The sequence below is a fragment of the Streptomonospora sp. PA3 genome, assembly GCF_009728995.1.
Taxonomy (GTDB): domain Bacteria; phylum Actinomycetota; class Actinomycetes; order Streptosporangiales; family Streptosporangiaceae; genus Streptomonospora.
The window spans coordinates 728465-753639 of the sequence record NZ_VTZW01000009.1 but is presented as its reverse complement, the minus strand read 5'-3'; the positions used below and the strand labels follow the sequence as shown (position 1 = coordinate 753639).

The 25175-nt window shown below is 73.3% G+C and carries 19 protein-coding genes and 1 tRNA gene; 4 read left to right on the top strand and 16 right to left on the bottom strand.

Translation table 11 applies throughout. The features are described 5' to 3' along the window. Window positions 1–8: 8 nt before the first annotated feature. From ftsH to dacB, 5 genes are all read right to left on the bottom strand, one after another. Window positions 9–2102, bottom strand: a complete 2094-nt coding sequence (gene ftsH, locus FZ103_RS11760; protein ID WP_156000714.1) for an ATP-dependent zinc metalloprotease FtsH — start codon at window positions 2100–2102, stop codon at window positions 9–11. Between the two features lie 835 nt (window positions 2103–2937). Then, on the bottom strand, window positions 2938–3492 hold the full coding sequence (hpt, locus tag FZ103_RS11755) for a hypoxanthine phosphoribosyltransferase (RefSeq protein WP_186356136.1): 555 nt from the start codon (window positions 3490–3492) through the stop codon (window positions 2938–2940). 202 nt (window positions 3493–3694) lie between these two features. Beyond that, on the bottom strand, window positions 3695–4729 hold the full coding sequence (tilS, locus tag FZ103_RS11750; protein WP_186356135.1) for a tRNA lysidine(34) synthetase TilS: 1035 nt from the start codon (window positions 4727–4729) through the stop codon (window positions 3695–3697). Window positions 4730–4754: 25 nt separating this feature from the next. Then, window positions 4755–5900: a zinc-dependent metalloprotease gene (locus FZ103_RS11745; protein ID WP_156001098.1), complete on the bottom strand. Its 1146-nt coding sequence runs from the start codon at window positions 5898–5900 to the stop codon at window positions 4755–4757. Between the two features lie 123 nt (window positions 5901–6023). Beyond that, window positions 6024–7325, bottom strand: coding sequence for a D-alanyl-D-alanine carboxypeptidase/D-alanyl-D-alanine-endopeptidase (dacB, locus tag FZ103_RS11740; protein WP_343233482.1), 1302 nt, complete (start codon window positions 7323–7325; stop codon window positions 6024–6026). Between the two features lie 140 nt (window positions 7326–7465). Here dacB and FZ103_RS11735 point away from each other — a divergent pair, with 140 nt between their 5' ends. Then, the gene (locus tag FZ103_RS11735) at window positions 7466–7987 is read left to right on the top strand and encodes an inorganic diphosphatase (protein ID WP_156000712.1); all 522 of its coding nucleotides are present in this window, start codon (window positions 7466–7468) and stop codon (window positions 7985–7987) included. 173 nt (window positions 7988–8160) lie between these two features. Here FZ103_RS11735 and FZ103_RS11730 read toward each other — a convergent pair whose 3' ends face one another. Then, window positions 8161–8847 (bottom strand): hypothetical protein, encoded by a 687-nt coding sequence (locus tag FZ103_RS11730; protein WP_343233481.1) that lies wholly within the window; start codon window positions 8845–8847, stop codon window positions 8161–8163. A gap of 684 nt (window positions 8848–9531) precedes the next feature. Here FZ103_RS11730 and FZ103_RS11725 point away from each other — a divergent pair. Beyond that, window positions 9532–10098, top strand: a complete 567-nt coding sequence (locus tag FZ103_RS11725; RefSeq protein WP_255429886.1) for a hypothetical protein — start codon at window positions 9532–9534, stop codon at window positions 10096–10098. Window positions 10099–10111: 13 nt separating this feature from the next. On the opposite strand, the gene FZ103_RS11720 is transcribed toward FZ103_RS11725, so the two are convergent. Next, entirely contained in the window at window positions 10112–10480 is a 369-nt protein-coding gene (locus FZ103_RS11720) for a hypothetical protein (protein WP_156000710.1), read from the bottom strand. Window positions 10481–10571: 91 nt separating this feature from the next. After that, on the bottom strand, window positions 10572–10829 hold the full coding sequence (locus tag FZ103_RS11715; protein ID WP_156000709.1) for a hypothetical protein: 258 nt from the start codon (window positions 10827–10829) through the stop codon (window positions 10572–10574). A 283-nt stretch (window positions 10830–11112) separates the two neighbouring features. Between FZ103_RS11715 and FZ103_RS11710 the strand changes: the two genes are divergently transcribed. Then, window positions 11113–11961, top strand: a complete 849-nt coding sequence (locus FZ103_RS11710) for an exonuclease domain-containing protein (RefSeq protein WP_156000708.1) — start codon at window positions 11113–11115, stop codon at window positions 11959–11961. Window positions 11962–11979: 18 nt separating this feature from the next. Here FZ103_RS11710 and FZ103_RS11705 read toward each other — a convergent pair whose 3' ends face one another. Beyond that, the gene (locus tag FZ103_RS11705; protein WP_343233480.1) at window positions 11980–13128 is read right to left on the bottom strand and encodes a carbohydrate kinase family protein; all 1149 of its coding nucleotides are present in this window, start codon (window positions 13126–13128) and stop codon (window positions 11980–11982) included. 188 nt (window positions 13129–13316) lie between these two features. On the opposite strand from FZ103_RS11705, the gene FZ103_RS11700 reads away from it, so the two are divergent. Beyond that, window positions 13317–14696: a 6-phospho-beta-glucosidase gene (locus tag FZ103_RS11700; protein WP_186356134.1), complete on the top strand. Its 1380-nt coding sequence runs from the start codon at window positions 13317–13319 to the stop codon at window positions 14694–14696. Window positions 14697–14769: 73 nt separating this feature from the next. On the opposite strand, the gene FZ103_RS11695 is transcribed toward FZ103_RS11700, so the two are convergent. From FZ103_RS11695 to topA, 7 genes are all read right to left on the bottom strand, one after another. Next, window positions 14770–15390 (bottom strand): hypothetical protein, encoded by a 621-nt coding sequence (locus tag FZ103_RS11695; protein WP_156000706.1) that lies wholly within the window; start codon window positions 15388–15390, stop codon window positions 14770–14772. A gap of 73 nt (window positions 15391–15463) precedes the next feature. Beyond that, window positions 15464–15814: a hypothetical protein gene (locus tag FZ103_RS11690; RefSeq protein WP_156000705.1), complete on the bottom strand. Its 351-nt coding sequence runs from the start codon at window positions 15812–15814 to the stop codon at window positions 15464–15466. Between the two features lie 119 nt (window positions 15815–15933). Further along, window positions 15934–16006, bottom strand: a tRNA-Thr gene (locus FZ103_RS11685). Between the two features lie 72 nt (window positions 16007–16078). Beyond that, window positions 16079–17605: an alpha/beta hydrolase gene (locus tag FZ103_RS11680; protein ID WP_156000704.1), complete on the bottom strand. Its 1527-nt coding sequence runs from the start codon at window positions 17603–17605 to the stop codon at window positions 16079–16081. Between the two features lie 253 nt (window positions 17606–17858). Then, window positions 17859–19058, bottom strand: coding sequence for a DNA polymerase III subunit delta' (locus FZ103_RS11675; RefSeq protein WP_343233479.1), 1200 nt, complete (start codon window positions 19056–19058; stop codon window positions 17859–17861). A gap of 211 nt (window positions 19059–19269) precedes the next feature. Beyond that, window positions 19270–21684: a dTMP kinase gene (gene tmk / locus FZ103_RS11670; protein ID WP_156000702.1), complete on the bottom strand. Its 2415-nt coding sequence runs from the start codon at window positions 21682–21684 to the stop codon at window positions 19270–19272. Window positions 21685–22230: 546 nt separating this feature from the next. Further along, window positions 22231–25128, bottom strand: a complete 2898-nt coding sequence (gene topA / locus FZ103_RS11665) for a type I DNA topoisomerase (protein ID WP_186356133.1) — start codon at window positions 25126–25128, stop codon at window positions 22231–22233. Window positions 25129–25175: the final 47 nt, after the last annotated feature.

Here is a 25175-nt window from a genome sequence, read left to right as displayed (position 1 = left end):
TTCAGCGCTCACGCCTGGTCCCCGGAGTCGTCGGACTCACCCGGCTGCCGCCCGGTGCCGTTCACCCCGCCGGAGGGGCCGCCCTCGGCCTGCTCGCCCCGGCGGTCGGACTCGCCCCAGGGCTCGCCGCCGGAGTAGCCGCCCTGGCCGTTGCCGGAGGACAGCTCGTCCAGGTCGCGCGGGCCCAGCAGGGCCAGCTCCTTGGGCGTCTTCACGGGCGGGCGCGACGAGGGCTGGCGCTTGCCGTAGCCGGTGAAGGAGCCGCGCGAGGGCCGCTTGGTCACCGGCGAGAAGATCTCCAGGACCTCCTCCCGCGACAGGGTCTCCTTGTCCAGCAGATGCAGCACCAGGTCGTCGAGGACATGGCGGTACTCGACCAGGATGTCCCAGGCCTCGTCGTGGGCCGACTCGATGAGGCGGCGCACCTCCTCGTCGATCACCGAGGCGATCTCCTCGGAGTACTCGCGCGAGTGGGACATCTCGCGGCCCAGGAACGGCTCGGTGTTGCCGCTGCCGAACTTGCGGGCGCCCAGCCGCTCGCTCATGCCGTACTCGGTGACCATGTTGCGGGCCAGACTGGTGGCCTTGTCGATGTCGTTGGCCGCACCCGTGGTGGGCTCGTGGAAGACCATCTCCTCGGCGGCGCGCCCGCCCAGCATCATGGCGAGCTGGTCCATCATCTCCGAGCGCGAGGTGAGGAACTTGTCCTCCGTCGGCACGGACATGGTGTAGCCCAGCGCGCGGCCGCGCGGCAGGATGGTGATCTTGTGCACCGGGTCGGCGTGCGGCAGGGCATGGCCGACCAGGGCGTGGCCGCCCTCGTGGTAGGCGATCATCTTCTTCTCGGCGTCGGCCATGACCCGGGTCTTGCGCTCGGGACCCGCCATCACGCGGTCGATCGCCTCTTCCAGGGTCGCCATGTCGATGACGTTGCGGCCGGCGCGGGCCGACAGCAGTGCGCCCTCGTTGACGACGTTGGACAGATCGGCGCCCGTCATGCCCGACGTGCGGCGCGCGATGACGTCGAGGTCGACGTCGTCGGCGATCGGCTTGCCCTTGACGTGGACCTCCAGGATGCCCTTGCGGCCCTCCATGTCGGGGCGGTCCACGACGATCTGGCGGTCGAAGCGGCCCGGGCGCAGCAGCGCGGGGTCGAGGATGTCGGGCCGGTTGGTGGCGGCGATCAGGATGACGCCGCCCTTGATGTCGAACCCGTCCATCTCGACGAGCATCTGGTTCAGCGTCTGCTCGCGCTCGTCGTGGCCGCCGCCCATGCCGGCGCCGCGGTGGCGCCCGACGGCGTCGATCTCGTCGACGAAGATGATGGCGGGCGCGTTGGCCTTGGCCTGCTCGAACAGGTCGCGCACCCGGGAGGCGCCGACGCCGACGAACATCTCGACGAAGTCGGACCCCGAGATGGAGTAGAAGGGCACGCCCGCCTCGCCGGCGACGGCTCGGGCGAGCAGCGTCTTACCGGTGCCGGGCGGACCGAAGAGCAGCACGCCCTTGGGGATCTTCGCGCCCATCGACTGGAACTTGGAGGGGTTCTGCAGGAAGTCCCGGATCTCGTGCAGTTCCTCGATGGCCTCGTCGGCGCCCGCGACGTCGGCGAAGGTGCTCTTGGGAGTGTCCTTGGTGATCAGCTTGGCCTTGGACTTGCCGAAGTTCATCACCCGGCCGCCGCCGCCCTGCATCTGGTTCATGATGAACAGGAAGATGGCGATGATGATGATCAGCGGCAGGAAGCTGAACAGCAGCGACACGAACATGCTGTCCTGCGGGACCTCGATGTCGTAGGACTTGAGGTTCCCGTCCTCTTGGAGGTTCTCGAGCCGCTGCGCGATCTCGTCGCCCTGCCCGGCGACCCAGTAAGCCTCGTAGACCTCGCCGCCGGTGGTGGTCAGCTCGATCCGCTGTTCCTTGTCGATCAGCCTCGCGTTGTCGACCTTGTCCTGGGCGATCAGGTCGAAGACCCTGGAGGTGTCGACTTTCTCCGGCTCCGTGCCGGAGCCCAGTCCGGTGAACTGGAAAACGGCGATCATCAACAGGCCGATGGCCACGATCCACAGCCACGGCCCGCGGTACAAGCGCTTGAGATTCATCTATCCGGAACCCCGCTGGGTCCGTCCCTCCTGACCAGCCGGCTTGCCCCGAAAACCGCAGGGGTCGGCACGGCCTCGGTGCCGGAAGCGGGCGCCTGTGCGCCGTATGCCAAACCCGCACCGCTTGGCCGAGAAGCCCCATGTGGCCGCCGGAAGCGGAACCTATCGGACACGTTTTCCTTCATTCGCTGCGGCTCGCCTGCGGTGTTGTCGCAGCCTTCCCACAGTCTCCCTACTACAACGCCGGGATAATCGACGGTACACCCCGTTCATCACCGAGTGCACTCGCGCTCCCCCGCGTTCGCGGACGGTGGACACCGTCACGACTCAAACGTATGGGGAGGGCCGCTTGTTCCCGCCCGTCGCCCTCCACCACCCCTAACGGAAGCCCTCCGGGCCCGAGCCAGCCTGCCCGTCTCCCTCCACCACCCCTAACGGAAAGCCCTCTGGGCCACGAACCCGCGTGCCCGTCTCCGGCCGCCACCCTTACGTCCTGTTCAAGAAGCCGGACACCACAGGCGGCTGCGGCAATGGGGCTGTGATGCGCGAAGCGCTGTGCGCCAGCTTGCCGCCGAGCGCACGGCGCGCCATTACGCCGGAGGACCGCCACCCATGGCACGGCTCCACCCGACAAGCTCAGCGTGCGCTCGGCGGCAAGCTGTGCTCGCGCTACGCGAACCGCACCCATTGCCGCAGCCTCGATGGTGGCCGCCCCGGGTGGTACCCGGTGGGTTCCTGGAAAGCGGCGCCCCCGCCATTCTTGAACACGACCTAGCGGAAGTCCTCCGGGCTCGAACCCGATGCGCGGCGCGGCGGGGCGCCGGCCGGTCCCCCGTCAGCTCTGGTAGACGTGCGCGGCCAGCGTGCCGATGAAGGGTAGGTTGCGGTACTTCTCGGCGTAGTCGAGCCCGTAGCCGACGATGAACTCGTTGGGCAGGTCGAATCCGACGTAGCGCACGTCCAGGTCGACGTCGAAGGCGAGCGGCTTGCGCACCATCGTGCAGATCTCGACCGACTCCGGGCCGCGCGACTTCAGGTTGCCCACCAGCCAGGAGAGGGTCAGCCCGGAGTCGATGACGTCCTCGACGATGAGGACGTTGCGGTCCTTGATGTCGATCTCCAGGTCCTTGAGGATCCGCACGACGCCCGACGAGGTCGTGCCGGCCCCGTAGGAGGAGACCGCCATCCAGTCCATCTCGCACGGATGGTGCAGCGCTCGGGCGAGGTCGGCCATCACCATGACGGCGCCCTTGAGGACCCCGACGAGCAGCAGATCCCGCCCCGCGTAGTCAGCGTCGATCTCGGCCGCCATCTCGCCCAGCCTGGCGTTGATCTGGCTCTCGGTCGCCAGGACCTTCTCCAGATCCTCGCCCATGTCTTTCGCGTCCACGCTGAGTGACCTCGCTGCTCAGGTCGGGGTTGGCAGAACGTCCCCAGAATAGACGGGTGCCGGAGCGCGCCGCCCGCCGGTGCCCTGGCGCATCCCGCTGCGGAGCAGGGGCCGCCCGGCTCGCCGAACGCGCGGGGAGCGGGCAACGCGGCGCAGCGGGGCCCGCGGGGGCGGGCGCGGCCTTGGCCGAGTGTGCGGCGCATCATCCGCCGGCGTCGGCCCGCGTGCGGTCGGGCGCGCCGTCTTCGGCGCCGGTCCCGGCACCGAGGCCGATCCGCCCCTCCCGGCGCCATCCGCGGACGCCGCCGGGCAGGTCGACGTGCGCCTGCCCGCGCCAGTCGGCGACCAGCCGGTCCAGCTCGGCGACGTGCACCGCGAACAGCGCGCCCGCGGGAGCGCCCGCCGCGATCGCGGCGCGGCGCAGCAGCCTGGTGCGCACCGCGCGCGGCAGCTCCGCCAGCGCCGCGGCGTCCAGGGTGACACCGGGGCCGGAACGGTCGCGCACCCGCCCCTCGACCTCCTCGATCCAGGCGTCGAGCGCGTCGGCGTCGTCGCGCAGCAGGTCGGCGGTGCGGGCCAGTGCCTCGGCGATACCCGGCCCCAGCTCCGACTCCAGTAGCGGGAGCACGTTGTGGCGCACGCGCGAGCGCGCGTAGGCGGGGTCGGCGTTGTGCGGGTCGCCCCAGGCGCTGAGCCCCATCTCCGCGCAGGCGGTGTGCACCTGTGCGCGGGAGAGCCGAAGCAGCGGGCGCAGGTAGCGGCCGCTGTGCGGCGGCATGCCCGCCAGCGAGCGGCCGCCCGAGCCCCGGGCCAGGCCCAGCAGCACGGTCTCGGCCTGGTCGTCGCGGGTGTGGCCGAGGAGGACGGCGGCGGCACCGAGCCGTTCGGCGGCCCGGTCCAGGGCGGTGTAGCGGGCGCTGCGGGCGGCCGCCTCGGGCCCGCCCTCGGTTCCCACGCGCACGGCCGCGCTCTCGGCCGGGTCCAGTCCCAGGGCGCGCATGGTCGCGGCGACCTCGGCCGCCCGCCGGGCCGAGCCGTCCTGGAGGCCGTGGTCGACGGTGAGACCGCCCGCGCGCAGCCCCTCTCGGGGGGCGACGAACGCCGTGGCGCCCGCCAGCGCGAGGGAGTCGGCCCCGCCGCTGCAGGCGACCAGCACCAGGGAGCCGGGCGCCAGCCCCGACAGCGCGCCGCGGACCGCGTGCCGCACGGCGGCGACGGCGGGGTGGGGACCGGTCACTGCCGCTCCCCCGGCGCGGCGGGGCTCACTCGCCGGACGGTCCGCCCGGGGTCCCGCCCTCGGGCGGCGGGCCGGCGGGCCGCTCGCCGAACTCCTGCGGGAGGGCGGCGGGCCGCACGACGCGGTCGATCCAGGCCTCGGGGTTGCGGATCTCCTTGAGGGTGGGCAGGGTCTCGGGCGACTCCCACACGCGGTTGAAGTCGGCCATGCCGACCTGGGAGACCACGGTGCGCACGAAGGCCGCGCCCTCCTCGTACTGCTTCATCTTCAGGTCGATGCCCAGCAGCTGGCGGATGACCTTGTCGACGCGGTTGGCGCCCTCGCGCCGGCGCTGGAAGCGGCGCCGGATCTCGGCGACGGAGGGCACCACCTCGGGGCCCACCGCGTCCATCACGTAGTCGCCGTGGCCTTCGGCGAGGCTCATGACCGCGGTGATGCGGTCCATGATCTCGCTCTGCTCCTCGGTCTGGAACGCCTCGATGAGGTTGGCGTCGCCGCCGCGGATGGCGTCGGCCACGGCCTCGCCCACCGTGCGCAGGCGGTTCAGCAGCTCGCCGGCGTCGATGTTGGCGGCCAGCAGCATGTCCTGCATCTGCTGCTGGACGTAGTCGCGCAGCCAGGGCGTGGAGGTGAACTGGGTGCGGTGGGTCTCCTCGTGCAGGCACACCCACAGCCGGAAGTCGCGCGGGTCGACGTCGAGTTCGCGCTCGGTGTGCACGATGTTGGGAGCGACCAGGGTGAGGCGCCCGGCGGGCGCCCTGCCGTCGGGGTCGGGCGGCAGGAACAGCTCGTACTGGCCGAGCACCCGCCCGGCGAGGTAGGAGAGCACCGCGCCCAGCTGGACCCCGGTGACCCGGGAGCCCACGGCGGTGGTGAGGTTGCCGGCGGCGCCGCCGCTCAGGCGTTCGCCGCCGAGGCGGTCGAGGATGGGTTCCAGCACCACGCGGAACCCGTCGACGTTGGCCTTGATCCAGCCCGGCCGGTCGACGATGACCGCTGGTCCTGCCGGCTCAAGGGGTTCCATACCGGTGAACTCGCGCACGTGGCCCTGCGCGGTGGTGGACAGCTCGCGCAGCTGCGCCACGGCCTGCCGGGCGTCTGCGAGGCTCACCTGCGGGCCGGGCCGTACGAGTCGGACTCCGGTGTTGACGGCTACGTCCCAGTCGATCAAACTCACGCCTTCACCGTACCCACGAAATCGCCGATCGGGCGTGCGGCACGGGGATTTCCGGGATTCATCGGGGAAGTTCCCGATGGCGGTCTCAGGAGGGCGGCCGGCGCGGGGGCGCGGTGCTCAGCCGCAGCCGCACTCGGCGAGGGCCGCGGCGAAGGTGTCGAGCGTGCTGCCCAGCGCGGAGGGGTCGTTGACCATGAACGCGAACACCAGCAGCCGCCCGTCGGCGGCGTAGGCGGTGCCCGCCAGCGTGCTCACCCCGTTGAGGGTGCCGGTCTTGGCGCGGATGCGGCCGGCGCCCGGATGCGACCCGCTGGCCTGGGAGTAGCGGCTGGTGAGGGTGCCCGTGAAGTGCGCCGTCGGCAGGCCGCTGACGACCGGGTACAGCTTCGGGTGGTCGGGGTCGGCGGCCAGCCGCACCAGTTCGACCAGCGCCTTGGGCGTGATGCGGTTGTTCACCGACAGGCCGCTGCCGTCCTCGACGTGGACGTCGGAGACCCCGAGCCGCTTCATGACCTCGGAGACTCCCTCGCTGCCGCCGGCGAAGGACGCCTCGTGGCCCTGGGCGATGGCGACCTGGAGGAACAGGGCCTCGGCGATGTTGTTGTCGCTCTCCAGCAGCATCCACTCGACCAGGGAGGACAGGGGCGGAGACGCCACGGAGGCGAGGGGTTCGGCGCCGTCGGGGGCCTCGGCGGGGCTCGGGTCGCCGGTGACCCGCACCCCGGCTTCCTCCAGTTGCTCGGCGAAGGCGTCGGCGGCGACGTCGGGCGGGTTGTCGACGCGCTCGCTGTAGTGCTGCTCGGGGTAGACGCGGCCGCCGTCGAGCATCAGGGCGTGCACGGTGGAGGCGCTGCCCTCGTCGACGTAGCCGGGCTTCCAGCCGGGCGGCATGTCGGAGCCGCTGTAGAGGGTGTCGTCGTAGCTGAGCTGGACCGAGTCGGTGCCGGACTCCTTCAGCGCGTCGGCGGTCTCGGCGGCCAGCTCCTGCATCGTGGCCGGGCGCGGATAGTGCTCGAACGAGCCGTCGGTGGTGATGGTGGGGTCGCCGCCGCCGACGAGCACGATCCCGCCGTCGTCGTCGCGGACGACCTCGGTGGAGATGCGGGCTTGGGGACCGAGCGCATGAAGCGCCGCTACAGCGGTGACAATCTTGGTAGTGGAGGCGGGGACGGCGGCCTGTCCGCCGTCGCGGCCGTAGAGGCGTTCGCCGCTTCGGGCGTCGGCCACGTAGGCGTGGAGCCCATCGGCGACGCCGGATTCCGCCATGGGATCATCGAGCATGTCCGCGAGCCGCCCCGGATCCACCTGGGCGGCGTCCTGCGGCGCCGCGTCGGGAGCGTCCTCGGCGAAGGCGACAGGATAGGGCATCGCCGCGGGGGGCCGGGATTCGATGATGTCGATCGCGACTGCTCCCGCCACCAGCACGAATATGTTGAGGACGGCCAACGCGGACAGCGCTCGGGCCCGTACCTGCCGCACCCTGGACCTGCCTTCCGTTGGCATGCGACGACCTTCGACTGCTTGTAGCGACACTAGCCGTAGAGGAAACCGAGAACAGCATGGAATTCGACGTCACGATCGAGATCCCCAAGGGCGAGCGTAATAAATATGAGATGGATCACGAAACAGGACGTATGCGCCTGGACAGGATGCTGTTCACGTCGACGAGCTACCCCGCCGACTACGGGTTCATCGAGGGCACGCTCGGCGAGGACGGCGACCCGCTGGACGCGCTCGTCCTGCTGAAGCACCCCACCTTCCCGGGGTGCCTGATCCGCTGCCGCGCGGTGGGCATGTTCCGCATGCGCGACGAGGCCGGCGGCGACGACAAGGTGCTGTGCGTTCCGGCGACCGACCCGCGCATGGAGCACCTGCGCGACATCCACCACGTCAACGAGTTCGAGCGCCTGGAGATCGAGCACTTCTTCAGCGTCTACAAGGACCTGGAGCCCGGGAAGTCGGTGGAGGGCGCCACATGGGTGGGCCGCCACGACGCCGAGCAGGAGGTCATCGCCTCGGTGAAGCGCGCCGAGGAGGCCGGGGTGCACGGCGACACCTCCCACATCAAGGTGAGCGAATAGGTCCCGGCGGCTGAGTTCGCGACCGGGCGCCCGCGCTGTGCCGCCGTCCGCGGCGCGGTCGGATCCGGCGGTCCGCGCTGCGGTCCGATGCGGCGGCCAGGGGTGCGGCGCCGGGCGGGGGCCGCGGCGCGGTCGGCGCGGAGCCGGGTCCGCGGACCGGGGTCGCGCGGGGTTCAGGCCGAGGAGCGGCGGCGCCGGATCCGCGCGGCGATCAGGCGCGCCTGTTCCGCGGTGAGCACGTCGCCTCGGCCGAGGATGTGCCGCAGGGCGGGTCGCGGGCGGGCCAGCAGCGCCCTTCCCAGCTCGACGACCGCTTCCGGTCGGCGCCCGGCGACCAGGATCACCGGCACCACCCCGGACTCGGGCGGTGCCGGGGAACCGGCCGAGGCGTCGTCCCGGAGGTGCGGCGCGCCGCCGGAGCCCCCTTCCCCGGCCCCCAGCAGCCGGTCCAGGCGGGCGGCCCGTCCGGCGAGGCGCTCGGCGATCCTCTCGGCGGGCACCGGACCGATGCGCCACTCGCCGGAACCGTGCTGTGCGGCCCTGCGGCGGGTGCCGGCGAGCAGGTACACGCCTCCGGGGCCCGCGACCACGTAGCGCCCGCCGCCGTCGGGGACCACCCGGTATCCGCGGCCGCGCAGGGACCGCAGTACCGAGGCCGCGGCGCCCGAGCGGGTGCGGCGGACCGCGCCCAGCAGGAGATAGGTCAGGGCCGCCAGCCCGGCCACCAGCGCACCGGCCCGCCAGTCCACAAAGCCCGCGGCCATCACCCCGGCGGCGGCGCACACCGCCGCGCGTACCGCGATCCGGATCCACCTGCCCTCGGGCGCGGCGGAGGATTGCCCGCTTCCGTCGGGCCGCACCGCTCCGCCGCCCCCCAACGATCACCTCCGGCGCGACCTGCTCGGCAGGCGCGCGCTCGTTTTCGTCCCGCTCCGCCGCGCCGCCTGCCGAGCGGCCGCCGCGGCCGGGTGCGCCGCGCGCGAGGAGGGCGGCTCGCGAACCCGCCTGCCCGCTCGGGCGCGGACGCCGGCGCGGGTTCCGGTCTTCAGCGGTTTCTTATGCCATCACCGAAGCAGGCGGCGCCGCAACGCGTTTACCGAAAATTGGTCCGGACAGATCCCACATTTCCGGGCACTGCCTGCGTGTCCACCCACTCCTCCCCGCCCGCCCCGGTGCACGTGATGCGCGCGACACCCGGTTGCGGTTTCGCCGGCGCGCTTGACACCCCGTGCGCGGGTTGGTGTTCTATTCGGTATGCATCCGCGCACCCGTTCTGATCGGCCCTTCATGGCTCGCAGCGCCGCCGTCGGCGCTCGCCGTGCGGTCGGTGTGCGCTGCCTGTGTTGCTGTCCGCCCTGCCGCGACCACCGCTGAGCCGGTCCGCGCCCCAGCGCCGCCTGACGGCGCCGCTCGCGCTCGGATCCCACCGGCTTCGTCGGCCGCCCGCCATGGGCGCCGCCCCGTGTCACGGCTGTATCGGCCCGATTCCCGCAGTGCCGGTGCTGTGCGCCGAGCGCTCCACGCCCCGAAGGACAGCTTCACCCATGACTTACGACACCGCCGCAACCGCGACCGGACACGCCGAGCACCGCACCGATCACAGCGGGTCCGCAGACCCCGCAAGCTCCCGGACCGCGGACGTGACGCCGACGGCATCGCCCGAGGGCATCGGCGACATCGTGCTCGCCGGGCACCCCGCCCCCTATCCGCACCTGCGTACCGGCGGCGCCCCGACGATCGGGCGGCTCGCCGCCGCCGCGCGGGCCGCCGCCACCGCACTGGCGCGGCCGGCGCTGTGGCCCCGCCGCAGGGGCCGCTGGCAGCCGGCGCCGCGCGCGGCCCGGCGCACGGCGGCCGGGCGGATGCGCGTGAGCATCCTGGTGCTGGAACCCAACGGATTCGCCGAGATCCCGGCCGAGAGCCGCCGGAGCGCGGCCGTCGTGCACCTGGCCCGCGGCCGCGTGCACATGGTCACCGTCGCCCCCGACCGCGAGATGCAGGCGGTGCAGGAGCTGACCGGCGACCGCGCCCGCGTGCTCGGCTCGGCCGACGACCACCAGCTGATCAACACCGGCGGCGAGCCCGCGGTCGTGGTACGCGTCGCCGGCTGACCCCCGCGGCGCACTACCCGGCGCCGCCGGCCGCCGCGCGCAGCGCCTCGTCGACCGCTTCGATCGACCGCAGCAGCGCGGCCATCCGCTTGCCCTCGGCCTGGTAGGCGTGCATGACCTGGTCGACGGCGTGCTGGGGCAGATGGTCGCGGAGGTCCACCCGCGCGGTGCGGTATCCCTGGCGCGCCCCTTCGAGCGAGGACGCGACGTGCTGGCGCGCCAGCCGCGAAAGCGCGACCGGATGCCGCCGCAGCACGCCGTGCAGCCGGTAGTCGGCGGGCACGTGGTCGAACAGCCAAACGGTGGCCGTCTGCTCGAACGACTCGGATCCCGGCGGATGCACGCTTTCCGGCCAGTCAGGAGATATCTGCTGGTCAGGCATGTTTCCAGCATAGCCGAGATCGAACCTGTGTTCGATATCGGGCGCCCTTCGCCCCGGACCCCCGCAGGCACCCGGGGGCGGGGCGGGCCGGCTAGCCGCTGAGCTCCTCCGAGGGGCCCCCGGGCTCCCGTGAGCCCGGCGCCGACTCCGCGCCGCCGGATTCGCCCTTCTCGGCCGCACGGCGCTCCACCTCGACCCGGATCGCGTACTCCGCGGCGTCCACGGCCGCACGTGCGGTGATGGCGTTGGTGTGCGCCCGTTCCAGGTCGTCCAGTTCGATGCAGTCGAACGACACGCGCGCGTCGTGGATGGCGGCTTCGAGCTGGCGTCCTGCCTCGTCCAGGCTCATGGTCTCCCCTTTTCCTACGGCGTGCGGCCGCTCCGACCGCGACGTTCGGCTTCCGGGTGCTCCATACGCGAATCCGTCGCGCGTTGAATCTGTCTACCCCCGTGACCGGGGAGTCATGTCGTGCCCTGCGGGACTTCGCCGCGCAGCGGCGCTCCACCAGGGCCGGCGGCCCCTCCCGCGCACCGCCCGCAACGGCCCGAACCGCCTGTCAGCCCGAGAACGTCGGCACCCGGCGCTAGCATGACCCGGACGTAAAGAAAACTTGGGGAGTTTGGGGAGTACGATGCGCAACCGCTACCCGGGAACCTGCACCTCCTGCGGCACCCCTGTGGCGACCCAAGAGGGTGTCGTGCTCAAGCAGGACGGGCGGTGGCGCACCTACTGCACCGAGCACGAGCCCCGGCCCGAACCCCCGCCGCGCGGCGACCACATCGGCTGGCACACCGGACCGCTCGCCGGCTACGACTGCGAGACCTCCTCGCGCGACCCCCGCGAGGCGTTCCTGGTCTCCGCGGCCTTCGTCGACTCGGCCGGCACCGAGCGCACCTGGCTGGTCGACCCCGGCGAGCGCCGGATCCCCGAGGACGCCATCGCCGTCCACGGCATCACCAACGAGCGCGCCCGCGACGAGGGCCTCCCCGCGCCCAAAGCGCTCGACGAGATCGCCGAGGCCGTCAGCGCCCACCTCGCCGCCGAGCGCGGCCTGGCCGTCTTCAACGCGCCCTTCGACCTGATGGTGCTGGAGGCCGAGCTGCGGCGCCACGGGCTCGCGCCGCTGACCGACCGCATCGGCGCCGAGGCGCTCTCCCCCGTCATCGACCCCCTCGTCATCGACCGCGGCACCGATCCCTACCGGCGGGGGCCGCGCAACCTGGCGGCGATGTGCGAGTTCTACCGCGTCGGTCTGCGCGACGCCCACACCGCCCTCGGCGACGCGGCGGCCTGCCTGGCGCTGGCGTGCGAGATCGGCGCCCGCCGCCCCGAGATCGCGGCGCTGGGCCTGCCGGAGCTGCACAAGCGGCAGATCGAATGGGCCGCGGCATACGCGCGCAGCCGGCAGGAGTGGCTGGACAAGCGCCGCCCCGGCCACGGGCAGGTCGTCGACGGCACCTGGCCCTGCGCGCCCTGCTGACCGCGGCCCGGCGGCGCCTCAGGTGCGCAGGCCGATCGTCGCGCTGGCCCGGCGCTGCTCGGTCGGCAGCCACGACAGCGGCACCAGGTCGGCCAGGAACCCGTAGTCGCGGGCCAGCCTGCGCGCGGTCTCGCCGTGGTCGGCGGCGGTCCGGCCCCACCACGAGGCGATGTCGGCCCATCCCGGCGCCGAGAGCGATCCCCCGGTGTGGCGCAGCGACAGGGCGGCCGAGAGGTTGGCGAACCGCAGCCGCTGCTCCAGCGGCCAGTTCGCCAGCGTCCCGACGATGAACGCGGCGCCGAAGACGTCGCCCGCCCCCGTGGTGTCGACGGCCTCCAGGACCAGCCCCTCCACCTCGGCCGACTCGCCGGTGCACTGGTCCACGGCCAGCGCCCCGCGCGGGCCGTCGGTTACCACCGCCACCGGCACGTACTCGGCCAGCGCCGACAGCGCCGAGGCCGGGCTGCCGGTACGGGTGTAGGACATCGCCTCGATGGCGTTGGGCACGAACGCGTGGCAGTGCCGCAGCTGCTCCAGCACCGAGGGGCACCACGTCCCGCTGTCGTCCCAGCCCACGTCGGCGAAGATGCGCGCCCCGTTGGCGGCCTGGTCCAGCGCCCACTGCGGCACCCCGGTGCCCGTGCTCAGGCTGACGAACGCCGCGCGGGCCTGCGGCAGGCCGTGGGCCATCTCCTCCTGCGGCGTGGGCGAGGGGTGCTCGTGGGTGACCATGCTGCGGTCGCCGCGGTAGGCCAGCGACACGGTGAACGGCGAATGCCAGTCGGGGATGCGCCGCGACGCCGACAGGTCGACGCGCTCCTGCTCGCTCAGCGTCTCCCAGGCGAAGTCGCCGTAGACGTCCTCGCCGAAGGCCGCCGCGACCGCCGTGCGCAGTCCCAGCCGCGACGCCGCGACGGCCAGGTTGGCGACCCCTCCCGGGCACGACCCCATGCCTTCGGCACCGACCTCGGTGCCCGCCGCGGGCGGGGCCGTCAGCCCGGTGAGCACGATGTCGAAGAACACCGTCCCGCTGAGTGCCAGGTCGACCGCCGGGCGGTCGGGCTCCCGGTCGCCCGCCAGGACGTCGTGCGGCCGGCCGACGAGGGGCGCCGACTCCAGGCGGCCGCTGGACTTGGCTCCCTGCTTCCCGCTCACACGTGTCTGCACGCCCATGGTCATCCCCGCGATCGCCGGCCCCCGTGGAGGCCCGTGCCCAAGATTCGTACAAGAGTCCTAGATGTGCAGGCTACGCAAGGACGGCGCCGCCGGCACGGTTGAGACCGCACACATTCGCCCTCTCAGGTGCAGACTACGGTGGTCAGCGGGAACCGCTCCGGCGGAAAGGAGACGCCGACGTGCGACTGGCGATTCTGGGCGGCGGCGGGTTCCGCGTGCCGCTCGTGCACCGGGCCCTGCTCGCCGAGTCGCTGCGCAGCGACGCCGTCGTCTCCGAGGTCGTCCTGTTCGACACCGACGAGCACCGGCTCGGCGGCATCCGCGCCGTGCTGGACCGCCAGCGCGACACCCACCGCGCCTCCCACGGCGAGCCGCTGCTGTCCGTGCGCACCGCCGGCAGCCTGGCCGAGGCGCTCGACGGCGCGGGCATGGTGTTCTCCGCGATCCGGGTCGGCGCGATGCCCGGGCGGGTGACCGACGAGCGCATCGCGCTGTCGGCCGGCGTCATCGGCCAGGAGACGGTCGGCGCCGGCGGCATCAGCTACGGCCTGCGCACCCTGCCCGTCGTGCACCGCGTGGCCCGGGCCGTCGCCGAGCACGCGCCCGGAGCCTGGGTCGTCAACTTCACCAACCCGGCGGGCCTGGTCACCGAGGCGATGTCGGCGGTGCTGGGAGACCGCGTGATCGGGATCTGCGACTCCCCCGTGGGCCTGAGCCGCCGTGCCGCCCGCGCGCTGGGCCTGGACCCGGCCGAGGTCCGCGCCGACTACGCAGGGCTGAACCATCTGGGCTGGTTGCGCGCGCTGCGGAGCGGGGGCCGCGACCGGCTGCCCGACCTGCTGGCCGACACCGAGGCGCTCGCCTCCTTCGAGGAGGGCCGGCTCTTCGGCGCCGAGTGGCTGCGCGCGCTGGGCGCCCTGCCCAACGAGTACCTGCACTACTTCTACATGGCGCGGGAGGCCGCCGCCGCTGCGGCCGACTCCGCCCGCGAGCGCATGACCCGCGGCGAGGAACTGGTCGAGCAGCAGCGCGGCTTCTACCGCGAGGCCGCCGCGCGGCCGGGTGAGGCGTTCGAGCTGTGGGACCGCGCCCGGTTGGCGCGCGAGCGCGGCTACATGGCCGACAACCGCCGCGCCGCCGGAGGCGTCGAGCGCGCCGCGGAGGACCTGGACGGCGGCGGCTACGAGGAGGTGGCGCTGGCGGTGATGCGGGCGCTGGCGCGCGACGAGCCGGCGCGGCTGATCGTCGACGTCCGCAACCGGGGCGCGCTGGCCGGGCTGGACGACGACGCGGTGGTGGAGGTGCCCTGCCTGGTCGACGGGGGCGGCGCCCAGCCGCTGGCCGCCGCACCGCTGGCCGGGCACCAACTGGCGCTGGTGCTTGCGGTCAAGTCGGTGGAGCGCGACGTCCTGGAGGCGGTGCGCACTGGATCCCGCACCGCGGCGCTGCGGGCCTTCGCCACCCACCCCCTGGTCGACTCGGTCACCACCGCCCGCACCCTGCTCGACGGCTACCTGGAGGCGTTCCCCGACCTGGGCGACGTGCTGCCCAACCCGTAAGCGGAACGGGCCGCCGGCCGGGAATCCGGGGAGGGCCGACGGGTGCCGCAGTGCGGTTCAGCAGGGGAGGGGATCAGTTCTCCTCGGCCCAGAGGATCAGGGCGAGGAGGTCGCCGGCGTCGTTGCGTGCGGTATAGCCCTCGACGAAGCCCTGCACCACCACCGGAAACCCGAGGACGTTCACGCCGGAACCCGCATCGGCGATTGCCTGGGGGTAGTTTCCCGGCCTGGCGAGAACCTCATCGGAACCCACCGCCTCCTCGATCCAGGGGATGGAGTCGCTCCCGCTGTCCTTCCAGAGGCCAAGCGCCGCATCCTCCGACCGGTCGGTCCACAGGCACGCGCAGTCTTCGATCGGCGATCCCACACCGTCGTTGAAGCGCTTCCAGTGCGCCTCGGCCACCTGCTCCCACGGCGCAAAGGGCAGGAACACGTGGGTCACCAGAAAGCGCGGGGCCCCGGGCTCGCCCGAATCATGGGCGGCCGCGTAGACCGGATGGGCACCCGGCGGAGCCGGGTAGCGGAACCCGCCGTCCCTCCAGTTGGCGGGTGTATTCAACTTCACCCTGTCGCCGTCGGCCACCACGAGGTCGCCGACCCGGCCCACCCATTGCGAATCGGTGAACTCGAGAGGCAGGCGGCGGAGGGTGTTCCTGACGGCATCGACCGCGACGTCGGGCTTCTCGTTTTCCATGCCGGGCATGGTTCCACACGGACCCGACGTTTCCCGCCGGACTGCGGACCGCGGACCCCGCAGATGCTTGCGACTACGCCGAACGGCGGATCTCCGCGACGATCTCCTCGGCGCGCCGGGCGTCGCAGCCGGTGGCGTCGCGGACGGCGCCGATCGCCTCGTTGCCGCGGCCCTCGGCGAGGAGTCCGCGGACGCGGCCGAGGGTGTCCTCCGGGAGCGCGGGCACGGCGTCGGCGTCCCCTCCGGCGGCGTCGAGCAGGGTGTAGCCGCCGGCGGGCGACTCGGCGGAGGCGGCGACGGCCGGGGCCGCCCCGCCCGGCTCCGTCTCCTGGTAGCGGCCCCGCAACTGCGCCGCCACCCAGGCGCCCGCGCCCAGCACGGCCAGTGCCCCCAGCAGCGCCAGCACCATCAGCAGCAGACTCATACCCCGACCCCTACCCAGTGCGCCGATGTTCGCACGAAGCGTCACTGTCGGCCGGCGGCTGCCGGGCACGCGAAAGGCCCGGGCCGACCGGTGGGGCCGGACCCGGGCCTTCTCCTCGGAGCCGCCTGTCGGAATCGAACCGACGACCTATTCATTACGAGTGAATCGCTCTACCGACTGAGCTAAGGCGGCGCAGCTCCGGCGGTGCGGAGCGGTCACCAGTGTAGCGCCTCCCGACTGCCGACCGGTACGCGCAAGCGGCCCTCACGAGCACACGGTGCCCTCATCGGGCGGCTCGGCGCGCAGCAGGTAGGTGTCGACCGCGTCGTCGACGCAGGCGCTGCCGCGACCATAAGCGGTGTGCCCGTCGCCGTCGTAGGTCAGCAGCACTCCCGACTCCAGCTCCCGGGCCATGGCCTGCGCCCATGCATAGGGGGTGGCGGAGTCGCGGGTGGTGCCCACGACCAGGATGGGCGGCGCTGCGGGGGCGTCCAGCGGCTCGGGCTCGGCCACCGCCTCCTGCGGCCAGTAGGCGCAGGTCAAGCCGCCCCATGTCAGGGCGGCCCCGAACAGAGGGGAGGCCGCGTCCGCCTTGTCGACCGCCTTCTCGAAGGCGCCGATGTCGCGCGGGCTCTGCCGGTCCGAGCAGTTCACCGCGACCAGCGCCGAGGTGTAGTTGCTGTACTCGGCGGAGTCGCCCCGGTTGTAGAGGTCGCCGGCCATCTCCAGCAGCCGGGTGCCGTCGCCCTCGACGGCCGCGGCCAGCGCCGTGCGCAGCCGCGGCCAGGAGCCCTTGCTGTAGAGCGCCGAGTGGATGCCCAGCTCCAGCCAGGAGCGGCCGGCCCGGCGGCCGTCGTCCAGCGTGCTGCGCAGCGGGTCGCGGCCGGCGTCCTCAAGCAGCCCGGTCAGCTTCGCGATCGCCGAGTCCACGCCGTCCCCCGGGCCCCCGAGCGGGCAGTCAGGCCGCCCCAGGCAGTCGCGGACGAAGGACCGCAGCGCGACCTCGGCGCCCTCGGCCTGCTGCATGCCGAGCCGGACGATGCCGGCGGAGGGGTGCAGAGCGCCGTCGAGCACCAGCGCCCGCACCCGCTGCGGGAACCGGTCGGCGTAGTGCGCGCCGAGGTAGGTGCCGTAGGACTTGCCGAGGAAGCTGAGCTTGTCGTCGCCCAGCGCCGAGCGCAGCACGTCCATGTCGCGGGCGACCTCGTCGGTGCCCACGTGCAGCATCAGGTCGCCGGAGTGCTCCCGGCAGCCCTCGACGAACCCCCGGTTGAGGCGGGCGAGATCGGTGAGACCGGACTCGCTGACCTCGGCGGGGTCGGAGTCGCCGGTCGTGCTGGTGTAGTCGACGGCGATGAAGTCGTCCATCTTCACCCCGCGCAGGCAGGTGAGCGGGGCGCTGCGCTCGACCCCGCGCGGGTCGAAGCCGACGATGTCGAAGCGCTCGCGGACGGAGTCGCCGACGCGCAGCGCCGCGGTCTCGGCGTAATCGACCCCCGACCCTCCTGGGCCACCGGGATTGACGACGAGCGAGCCGATGGGATCGGGCCCGGACGCGGGAAACCGCTTGACCGCGATCTCCAGCCGTTCGCCGCCGGGTCGGGAGTAGTCCAGCGGGACCGCGAAGGTGCCGCACTGCGCGCCGTCGTCGCCGCAGTCGCGCCAGTCGATGCGCTGGTCGTAGAACCGGCCGAGCCCGCTGCCGGGAGGGTCCGCGGTGCCGGGCGGTCCGCCCTCGGTACCGCTGCAGCCGGCCAGCGCGGCGGCGAGCGCCAGTACTGCCGCGGCCAAGCGGACCGGGTACCCCGGGTACCTCACGCCGCCCCCGCATCCGCCGCGGCGTGCCGCGGCCCGCACGCAGGCGCGCGGCCCGAGCGGTGCGGCCGGGGCGGGCGGAGGATGCCCGCCGCGACGGGGGGTTCGGCGATCCGGGAGGTGTCCACGGCGCCACTTTAGGCCCTGCGCGCCGCCGCGCGCTGCGCCGTCCACAGCCGGCGGCGGCCCCGGCCGTATGCGGCCGTGCCGGGCGCCCGCGGGGCGGGGCTCAGCCCTGGTACAGCGCCGCCGTCATGGCCTCCATCGCGATCTGGGGATGCACGTTGGCTGCGATGCGCTCGCGGCAGAGCATGATCGCGTCGATACGGCGCAGGGTGGACTCGGGGCCGGAGGCGCGCGCGACGCGGTGCAGGTCGCCCTCGTGGCTCGCGGCGGACAGCTCCACCCGCGCGCCCAGCTGGACGGCCAGCACGTCGCGGTAGAACGCCACCAGGTCCATCAGGGCGGTGTCGTAGGTGTCGCGCTTGATCCTGGTGGCGCGGCGCTTCTGCTGCTCCTCCAGGTCTTTCAGCGCCCCCGAGGCGCCGCGCACGGCCTTGGCCACGCCCTTGCCGGTGGAGCCCTCGCCGAAGGCGGCCTTGAGGTCGGCGCGCTCCTGCTCGTCCAGTCCGGCCGTGGCGGCCTTGGCCTCGGCCTCGGCGAGCTCGTAGAGCCGGGCGGCGGCGGCCACGCACGCGCCCGTGCCGTCCAGCCGGGCCGGTATCCCCAATACCTCCGAGCGCCGCTCCCGGGCCTCGGGGTCGGTGGCCAGCTGCCGGGCGCGTTCGACGTTGCCCGAGGCCGCCCGGGCGGCCTGCGCCGCCTGCTCGGGGTCGACGTTCTCGCGCCGCACCAGCAGGTCGACCACCGCCGACGTCGGGGGCGTGCGCAGGGTGACCTGGCGGCAGCGGGAGCGGATGGTGACGAGCATGTCCTCGGCGGTGGGGGTGCACAGCAGCCACACCGTGCGCGGCGAGGGCTCCTCGACCGCCTTGAGCAGCGCGTTGGAGGCGGCCTCGGTGGCGCGGTCGGCGTCCTCGAACAGCACGATGCGGAAGCGCCCGCTGGTGGGCCGCGAGGCCGCCTGCAGCACCAGCTCGCGGGTCTTGTCGACGCCGAAGGTGAGCCCGCTGGGGCGCACGTAGAGGACGTCGGCGTGGGTTCCGGCGAGCACCTGATGGCAGGCGCCGCAGGCACCGCAGCCTCCGGAAGGGCACTGCAGGGCGGCGGCGAAGGCGCGCGCGGCCTCGCTCCGGCCGGAACCGGGAGGCCCGGTGAACAGCCAGGCGTGGGTCATGCCCTCGCCCGGTCCTCCGGCGAGGAGGTCGCCCGCGGCGCGGGTGGCCGCGCGCAGGCGCTCGACCACGGCCTCCTGGCCCACCAGGGCTTCGAAGACGCCGGTCTGCCCGGATTCGACTTGTTCGCTCACCGCTGCGCCCCGCTGCCGTTGCATCGCCGACTCGGCCCGTGCCCGGTGCGGCGAACGCCGCCCGGGTCCGCGTCCCAGGATAGGCACCGACACTGACACCGACACCGGACCGCGGCCGCCGGAAGGCCCCCGGTCATGACACGGCGCCGGCCGCCGGAGTACGGACTCCGGCGGCCGGCGCCGCGGTGCTCGGCTCGGCAGGCGAGCGCGGTCACTCCTTGATGGTGGGCATCATCCCGGTGATCGCCTCGGCGTCCTGCGGCACGGGATCGGGCAGGATCGGGCGCAGGCGGCGCTGGATCTCGCGGGTGATCTCCTCGGCGGGCTCCCGGGCGTCGACCACCAGGTAGCGCGACGGGTCGCGCTCGGCAAGGTCGCGGAAGCCCTGGCGCACGCGCGCGTGGAACTCCTCGGACTCGGCCTCCATGCGGTCGGTGCTGCCGCCCAGGCGGGCCAGTCCCTCGTCGGGCGGGATGTCCAGCAGCACCGTCATGTGCGGGACCAGGTCCTCGGTCGCCCACTCGTTGACGCGCTCGATCTCCTCGCGGGCCAGGTCGCGCCCGGCGCCCTGGTAGGCCAGCGTGGAGTCGATGTAGCGGTCGCTGATGACGATCGCGCCGCGGCGCAGCGCCGGCAGGACCACCGAGGAGACGTGCTCGGCGCGGTCTGCCGCATACAGCAGCGCCTCGGCCCGCGCCGACATCCCTGTGTGCTCGCGGTCCAGCAGTAGCGCGCGCAGCCGCATGCCCAGCTTGCTCGATCCGGGCTCGCGGGTGGTCACCACCTCGAAGCCTTCCTCACGCAGCCACACCGACAGCCGTCCGGCCTGGGTGGACTTGCCGGCGCCCTCGCCGCCCTCCAGGACGATGAAGGTGCCCGGCAGGCGCTGCTCCTCCTGCGGGTTCTCGCCGGTGGGCAGCGGCACGCCGCGCAGCGCCGCGAACAACTCCTTGAACAGCGGGGCCTCGCCGCCGCGGTCGACGCGCCGGTAGGTGATCAGCGAGGCGAGCAGCACCAGCACGCCCGCGATCAGCAGCACCGCGCCGGTGCCCCGGAACTCGTAGGTCAGCTCGCCGTAGCCGAGCGTGTAGTCGCGGATCACCGCCGCCAGTAGCGGGGCCGCGACCACCGCGACCAGCAGCTCGGCCCGGGCCACCGCGTTGAGGTAGCCCAGCGTGCGGCTGCGGATGTCCTCCTCCAGCTCCTGGTGGAGAAGCGTGATCCCGGTGACCCAGGTGATCCCGGATGCGCCGCCTGCCAGCGAGACCAGCACCGCCGCCATGACCATGTTCGGGATCAGGCCCGCCGCCAGCAGCGCGAGGGCCGCGGCGGCCATGCCGACCGCGAACAGCCGCGGGCGGCTGAGGTGGTGCAGAATGCGCGGGCCCGCCAGCATGCCCAGCCCCATTCCGGCGAAGACTGCGGCGAAGAGCACGCCGAACCCGGCGTTGCCCGCTCCCAGGCTCGCCACGTGCAGCCGGGCCACGCCGGCCACGGCCGCGACGGCGGGGAAGACGCTGACCATGCCGGCCAGCAGTCCCCGCACCAGGGGCGTGGTGCCGGCGAACCGGCCGCCCTGCCACAGCGTGCGGAGCAGGTTCTCGGGCCGGTAGCGGCGCGCGGCCGGGCGCGGCGCGGCGGCGGGGCGGTCGGTTGCGTCCGGCTTGGCAGCGGGCTCGGCGGGAGGCGGCTCGGGCGCGGGGTGCAGCTGCGCCGTCGCGTCGGTGTCCGCGGGCTCGGGTGCCGGAGACAGCGGGGTGGTGCGCTCGTTCTCGGTGTGGGCCTGGCCGGCGGTCTGTGTGGTCGGCAGTTCCTCGGTGGCCTCCGACGCCAGCGGAGCGGTGCCCTCGGTGGTGGCGAGCGGGGTGGTGCGCTCGTTCTCGGCGGCTGCGCCCGCTGCGCCGGGAGGGCCCGCCGGGGCGGCCGTGGGCGGGGCCTCGGCGGCCGTACGGCGCGGCTTGGGCAGCAGCAGAGCCGCCAGCGCCGCCGCGAGGAACGCCGCCGCGGCAGCGTACAGGGCCGCGTCGGCCTGGGGTGCGAGGAAGGCGCCCTCGGCGCGGTCCCCGCCGCCGGGCAGCAGCGCGCCCACCAGCCAGCTCAGCGACGCTAGCGCCGCGAAGACCAGGCCGGCCGCGGGCGCGGCCCCGTAGGCGGTCAGCAGCCCCACCCGGGTGGCCTGGGCCAGCTTGCGCTTGGGGACCAGCTCGGTGAGGGTCGCGTCCTTGGCCGAGGTCCAGGCCAGCGCCGCGATCTCGGCGAGGAACCCGGCGATGAGGAGCCAGTCCAGGCGCCCCACGAGCGGAATGGACAGGTAGAGGAGGGCGCGCACCGCGTCGGCGGCGACCATGGTCAGGCGCCGGTCGAACCGGTCGGCCAGCAGGCCCGACAGCGGGCTCAGCAGCACCGGCGGCGCGAGCTTGACGGCGGCGGCGCCGGCGACCGCGTAGGCCCGCATGAGCGGGTCCGCGTCGGCGGTCAGGGCGGCGGCCAGCGCGAGAAGGGCGAGCAGGCCGAGCCAGTCGCCGAGGCTGGACAGCGACAGCGTGGCCCACAGGCGGCGGAACGGCTTGCTGGACAGGACGCCGCGCGCCTCGCCCGGCGCTCCTAGGGGGGCAGATCTGCTCATAGCGATGAAGGTATCGACTGTTCTGGTGCTGGGAAGTGGGCGTTGGGCCCCGATCGGGCCGGGGACAGCGAACCGGCCGTCCTGCGGGCGCAGTCGCCAGCCTAGTGCGAAACGTGAGAAAGGCGATAGCTCACTCGGCAGTGCGGGATCAGTACCCCCGCCCCTCGCGCCGCGCAGGCGGTCAAGGAGCCGTCGCGGCACTGTAGCGCCGGGCGCACCAGGGCGCCACCCCCGCGGCCGCCTGAGCAGGGTGGTCGCGCGCCGCCGGGGGGCACGGGCGTCCGCCCCGACCTGGAGGTGGCGCGGCGCGGGCGGCGGGCGTGACGTTTCGGTCACACCGCGCGGCCGCAGCCGCCGGCTTCCGCCGCGCCGCGGCCGTTCGCGGGGCGGCCCGCGGCGACGGGTGACCGCGCAACCCGCTCGCCGCAGCCTCGGGGCCGGCCGCCGGAGGGGGCCGGCCGGCCCCGGCCCGCACCGCCGTACCGACCGCGCGTCGGCCTTCGCGGACCCGGCGCGGCGCGGCCGGGCGCGGCCCGCCCGCCCGGATCAGGACTGCGATGCGCCGCCCTTGGGGGTGCCGTCCTTGGCGCCGGAACGCGCCCCGCTGCCGGCGGTGCTCTTCTTGGCCGCCGCCTTCTTCGTTCCCGTCGACTTCGTTCCCGTGGACTTCGTTCCCGTGGACTTCGTTCCCGTGGACTTCGAACCCGCCGACTTGCCCGAGCTCGACTTCGCCGAGGACGATTTGGCCGACGACGACTTGGCCGCGGACTTCTTCGCGGGAGCCTTCGCCCGCCGCTCGGCCAGCAGTTCGCCCGCCCGGGCGTCGGTGATCGACTCCACCTCGTCGCCCTTGCGCAGCGAGGCGTTGGTCTCCCCGTCGGTCACATACGGCCCGAAGCGGCCGTCCTTGACGACCATCGGCCTGCCGGTCTCGGGGTCGTTGCCCAGCTCGCGCAGCGGAGCCGAGGCCGCGGCACGCCGGCCGCGCTGCTTGGGCTGGGCGAACAGCTCCTTGGCCTGCTCCACGGTGACCGTGAAGATCTGCTCCTCGGTCTCCAGCGAGCGGCTGTCGGTGCCCTTGCGCAGGTAAGGGCCGAAACGGCCGTTCTGGGCGGTCACCTGCTCGCCGTCGATCTCGCCCACCACCCGCGGCAGGGACAGCAGCTTCAGCGCGTCCTCCAGGGTGATGGTGTCCAGGGACATCGACTTCAGCAGCGACGCGGTGCGCGGCTTGGGCGCGTTCTTGGACTTCGACTTGGACTTGGCGCCTGAGGCCGAGCCGTTCTCGGACTCCTCCAGCACCTCGGTGACATAGGGGCCGAACCTGCCGTTGCGGGCCACGATCGGCCGCCCGGTCTCGGGATCGGTGCCGAGCTCCCGGTCGCCGCTGGGCTGGGCGAACAGCTCCTCGGCCTTCTCCGGAGTCAGCTCGTCGGGAGCGAGGTCCTCGGGCACGTTGACCCGCTGGCCGTCACGCTCCATGTAGGGGCCGTAGCGCCCCACGCGGATCATGATGTCGGTGCCGGCCAGCGGGAAGGAGCTGACCTCCTTGGCGTCGATCTCGCTGAGCTGGTCGCCGACGAGCTCCTTGAGACCGGGCTGCTCCTCGGCGCCGTAGTAGAACCGGCGCAGCCACGGCACGCTCTCGGCCTCGCCGCGGGCGATGCCGTCGAGCATGTCCTCCATGCGCGCGGTGAAGTCGTAGTCGACCAGGTTGCCGAAGTGCCGCTCCAGCAGCTGGACCACGGCGAAGGCCAGGAAGGAGGGCACCAGCGCCGAGCCCTTCCGGAACACGTAGCCGCGGTCGAGGATGGTGCCGATGATCGAGGCGTAGGTGGAGGGCCGCCCGATCCCGCGGTCCTCCAGTTCCTTGACCAGGCTGGCCTCGGTGTAGCGCGCCGGCGGGCGGGTGCTGTGCCCCTCGGCCTCGATGTCCTCGGCCTTGAGCGGGTCGTCCTCCTCCAGCGGCGGCAGGCGGCGCTCGCGGTCGTCCAGCTCGGCGTCGGGGTCGTCGGAGCCCTCGACGTAGGCCTTGAGGAAGCCGTGGAAGGTGATGACCTTGCCGGTACCGGTGAACTCGGCCACCTCGCCGGCGGTGGAGGTGCCGGTCACCTTCACGGTCACCGACTCGCCGACCGCGTCCTTCATCTGGGAGGCGACCGTGCGCTTCCAGATCAGCTCGTAGAGGCGGAACTCCGCACCGCTGAGCCCGGTCTCGGCGGGGGTGCGGAAGGTGTCGCCGGCCGGGCGGACGGCTTCGTGGGCCTCCTGGGCGTTCTTGACCTTGCTGGAGTAGGCGCGCGGCTTGTCCGGCAGGTAGTCGGCACCGTAGAGGCGGGTGGCCTGGTCGCGGGCCGCGGCGATCGCGTTCTCCGACAGCGTGGTGCTGTCGGTACGCATGTAGGTGATGAACCCGTTCTCGTACAGCCGCTGGGCCACCTGCATGGTCTGCTTGGAGGACAGGCCCAGCTTGCGCGACGCCTCCTGCTGCAGCGTGGTGGTGCGGAAGGGGGCATAAGGCGAGCGCTTGTAGGGCTTGCGCTCCACCGAGCGCACCGCGAAGTCGCTGCCGGCCAGCCGCTGCACCAAGCCGCGCGCCGCCTCCTCGTCCAGGTGCAGCACGCCCGAACCCGAGCGCAGCTCGCCGGTGGAGGTGAAGTCGCGGCCCACCGCCACCCGGGCGCCGTCCACGCTGGCCAGCGCCGCGGTGAAGGTCGTCGGGTCGCCGTCGGAGCCGCGGCCCACCGCGTCGAAGACCGCCTTGAGGCCCCAGTAGTCGGCGGAGACGAAGGAGATCCGCTCGCGCTCCCGCTCGACGACCAGCCGCGTGGCCACCGACTGCACCCGGCCCGCCGAGAGCTTGGGCACCATGACCTTCTTCCACAGCACCGGCGAGACCTCGTAGCCGTAGAGGCGGTCGAGGACGCGCCGGGTCTCCTGGGCGTCGACCAGCCGCAGGTTGAGGTCGCGGGTGTTCTCGGCCGCGTGGCGGATGGCGTCCTTGGTGATCTCGTTGAACACCATGCGGCGCACGGGGATCTGCGGCTTCAGCTCCTCGAGCAGGTGCCAGGCGATCGCCTCGCCCTCGCGGTCCTCGTCTGTGGCGAGGTAGAGCTCATCCGCCTCGGCGATCAGCTCCTTGAGCCGCTTGACCTGCGGCTTCTTATCCGGCGTGACGATGTAGAGGGGTTTGAAGTCGTGCTCGACGTCCACCCCGAGCCGCGCCCACGGCTCGCCCTTGTAGCGCGCCGGGACATCGGCGGCCTTGGTGGGCAGGTCGCGGATGTGGCCGACGCTGGACTCCACGACGTATCCGCGGCCGAGGTAGCCGGCGATGGTCTTGGCCTTGACGGACGACTCGACGACGACCAGCCGGGTGGTGCCGCTCCGCTGCCCAGTGTCCGTGGAGCCGTTCTCGCCGGCGCTGCCCTTCTTGGGTGGCACGCTTTTCCCCTACATCTCGCCTTGCGCTGTCTGTGCGACCGGTCAAC

Coding starts and splice junctions, on each gene's coding strand:
- FZ103_RS11715 (WP_156000709.1), bottom strand. CDS start 10,829: ATGAGCCTGGACGAGGCAGGACGCCAGCTCGAAGCCGCCATCCACGAC.
- FZ103_RS11720 (WP_156000710.1), bottom strand. CDS start 10,480: ATGCCTGACCAGCAGATATCTCCTGACTGGCCGGAAAGCGTGCATCCG.
- FZ103_RS11710 (WP_156000708.1), top strand. CDS start 11,113: ATGCGCAACCGCTACCCGGGAACCTGCACCTCCTGCGGCACCCCTGTG.
- tmk (WP_156000702.1), bottom strand. CDS start 21,684: ATGAGCAGATCTGCCCCCCTAGGAGCGCCGGGCGAGGCGCGCGGCGTC.
- ftsH (WP_156000714.1), bottom strand. CDS start 2,102: ATGAATCTCAAGCGCTTGTACCGCGGGCCGTGGCTGTGGATCGTGGCC.
- FZ103_RS11695 (WP_156000706.1), bottom strand. CDS start 15,390: ATGGAAAACGAGAAGCCCGACGTCGCGGTCGATGCCGTCAGGAACACC.
- FZ103_RS11690 (WP_156000705.1), bottom strand. CDS start 15,814: ATGAGTCTGCTGCTGATGGTGCTGGCGCTGCTGGGGGCACTGGCCGTG.
- FZ103_RS11725 (WP_255429886.1), top strand. CDS start 9,532: ATGACTTACGACACCGCCGCAACCGCGACCGGACACGCCGAGCACCGC.
- FZ103_RS11735 (WP_156000712.1), top strand. CDS start 7,466: ATGGAATTCGACGTCACGATCGAGATCCCCAAGGGCGAGCGTAATAAA.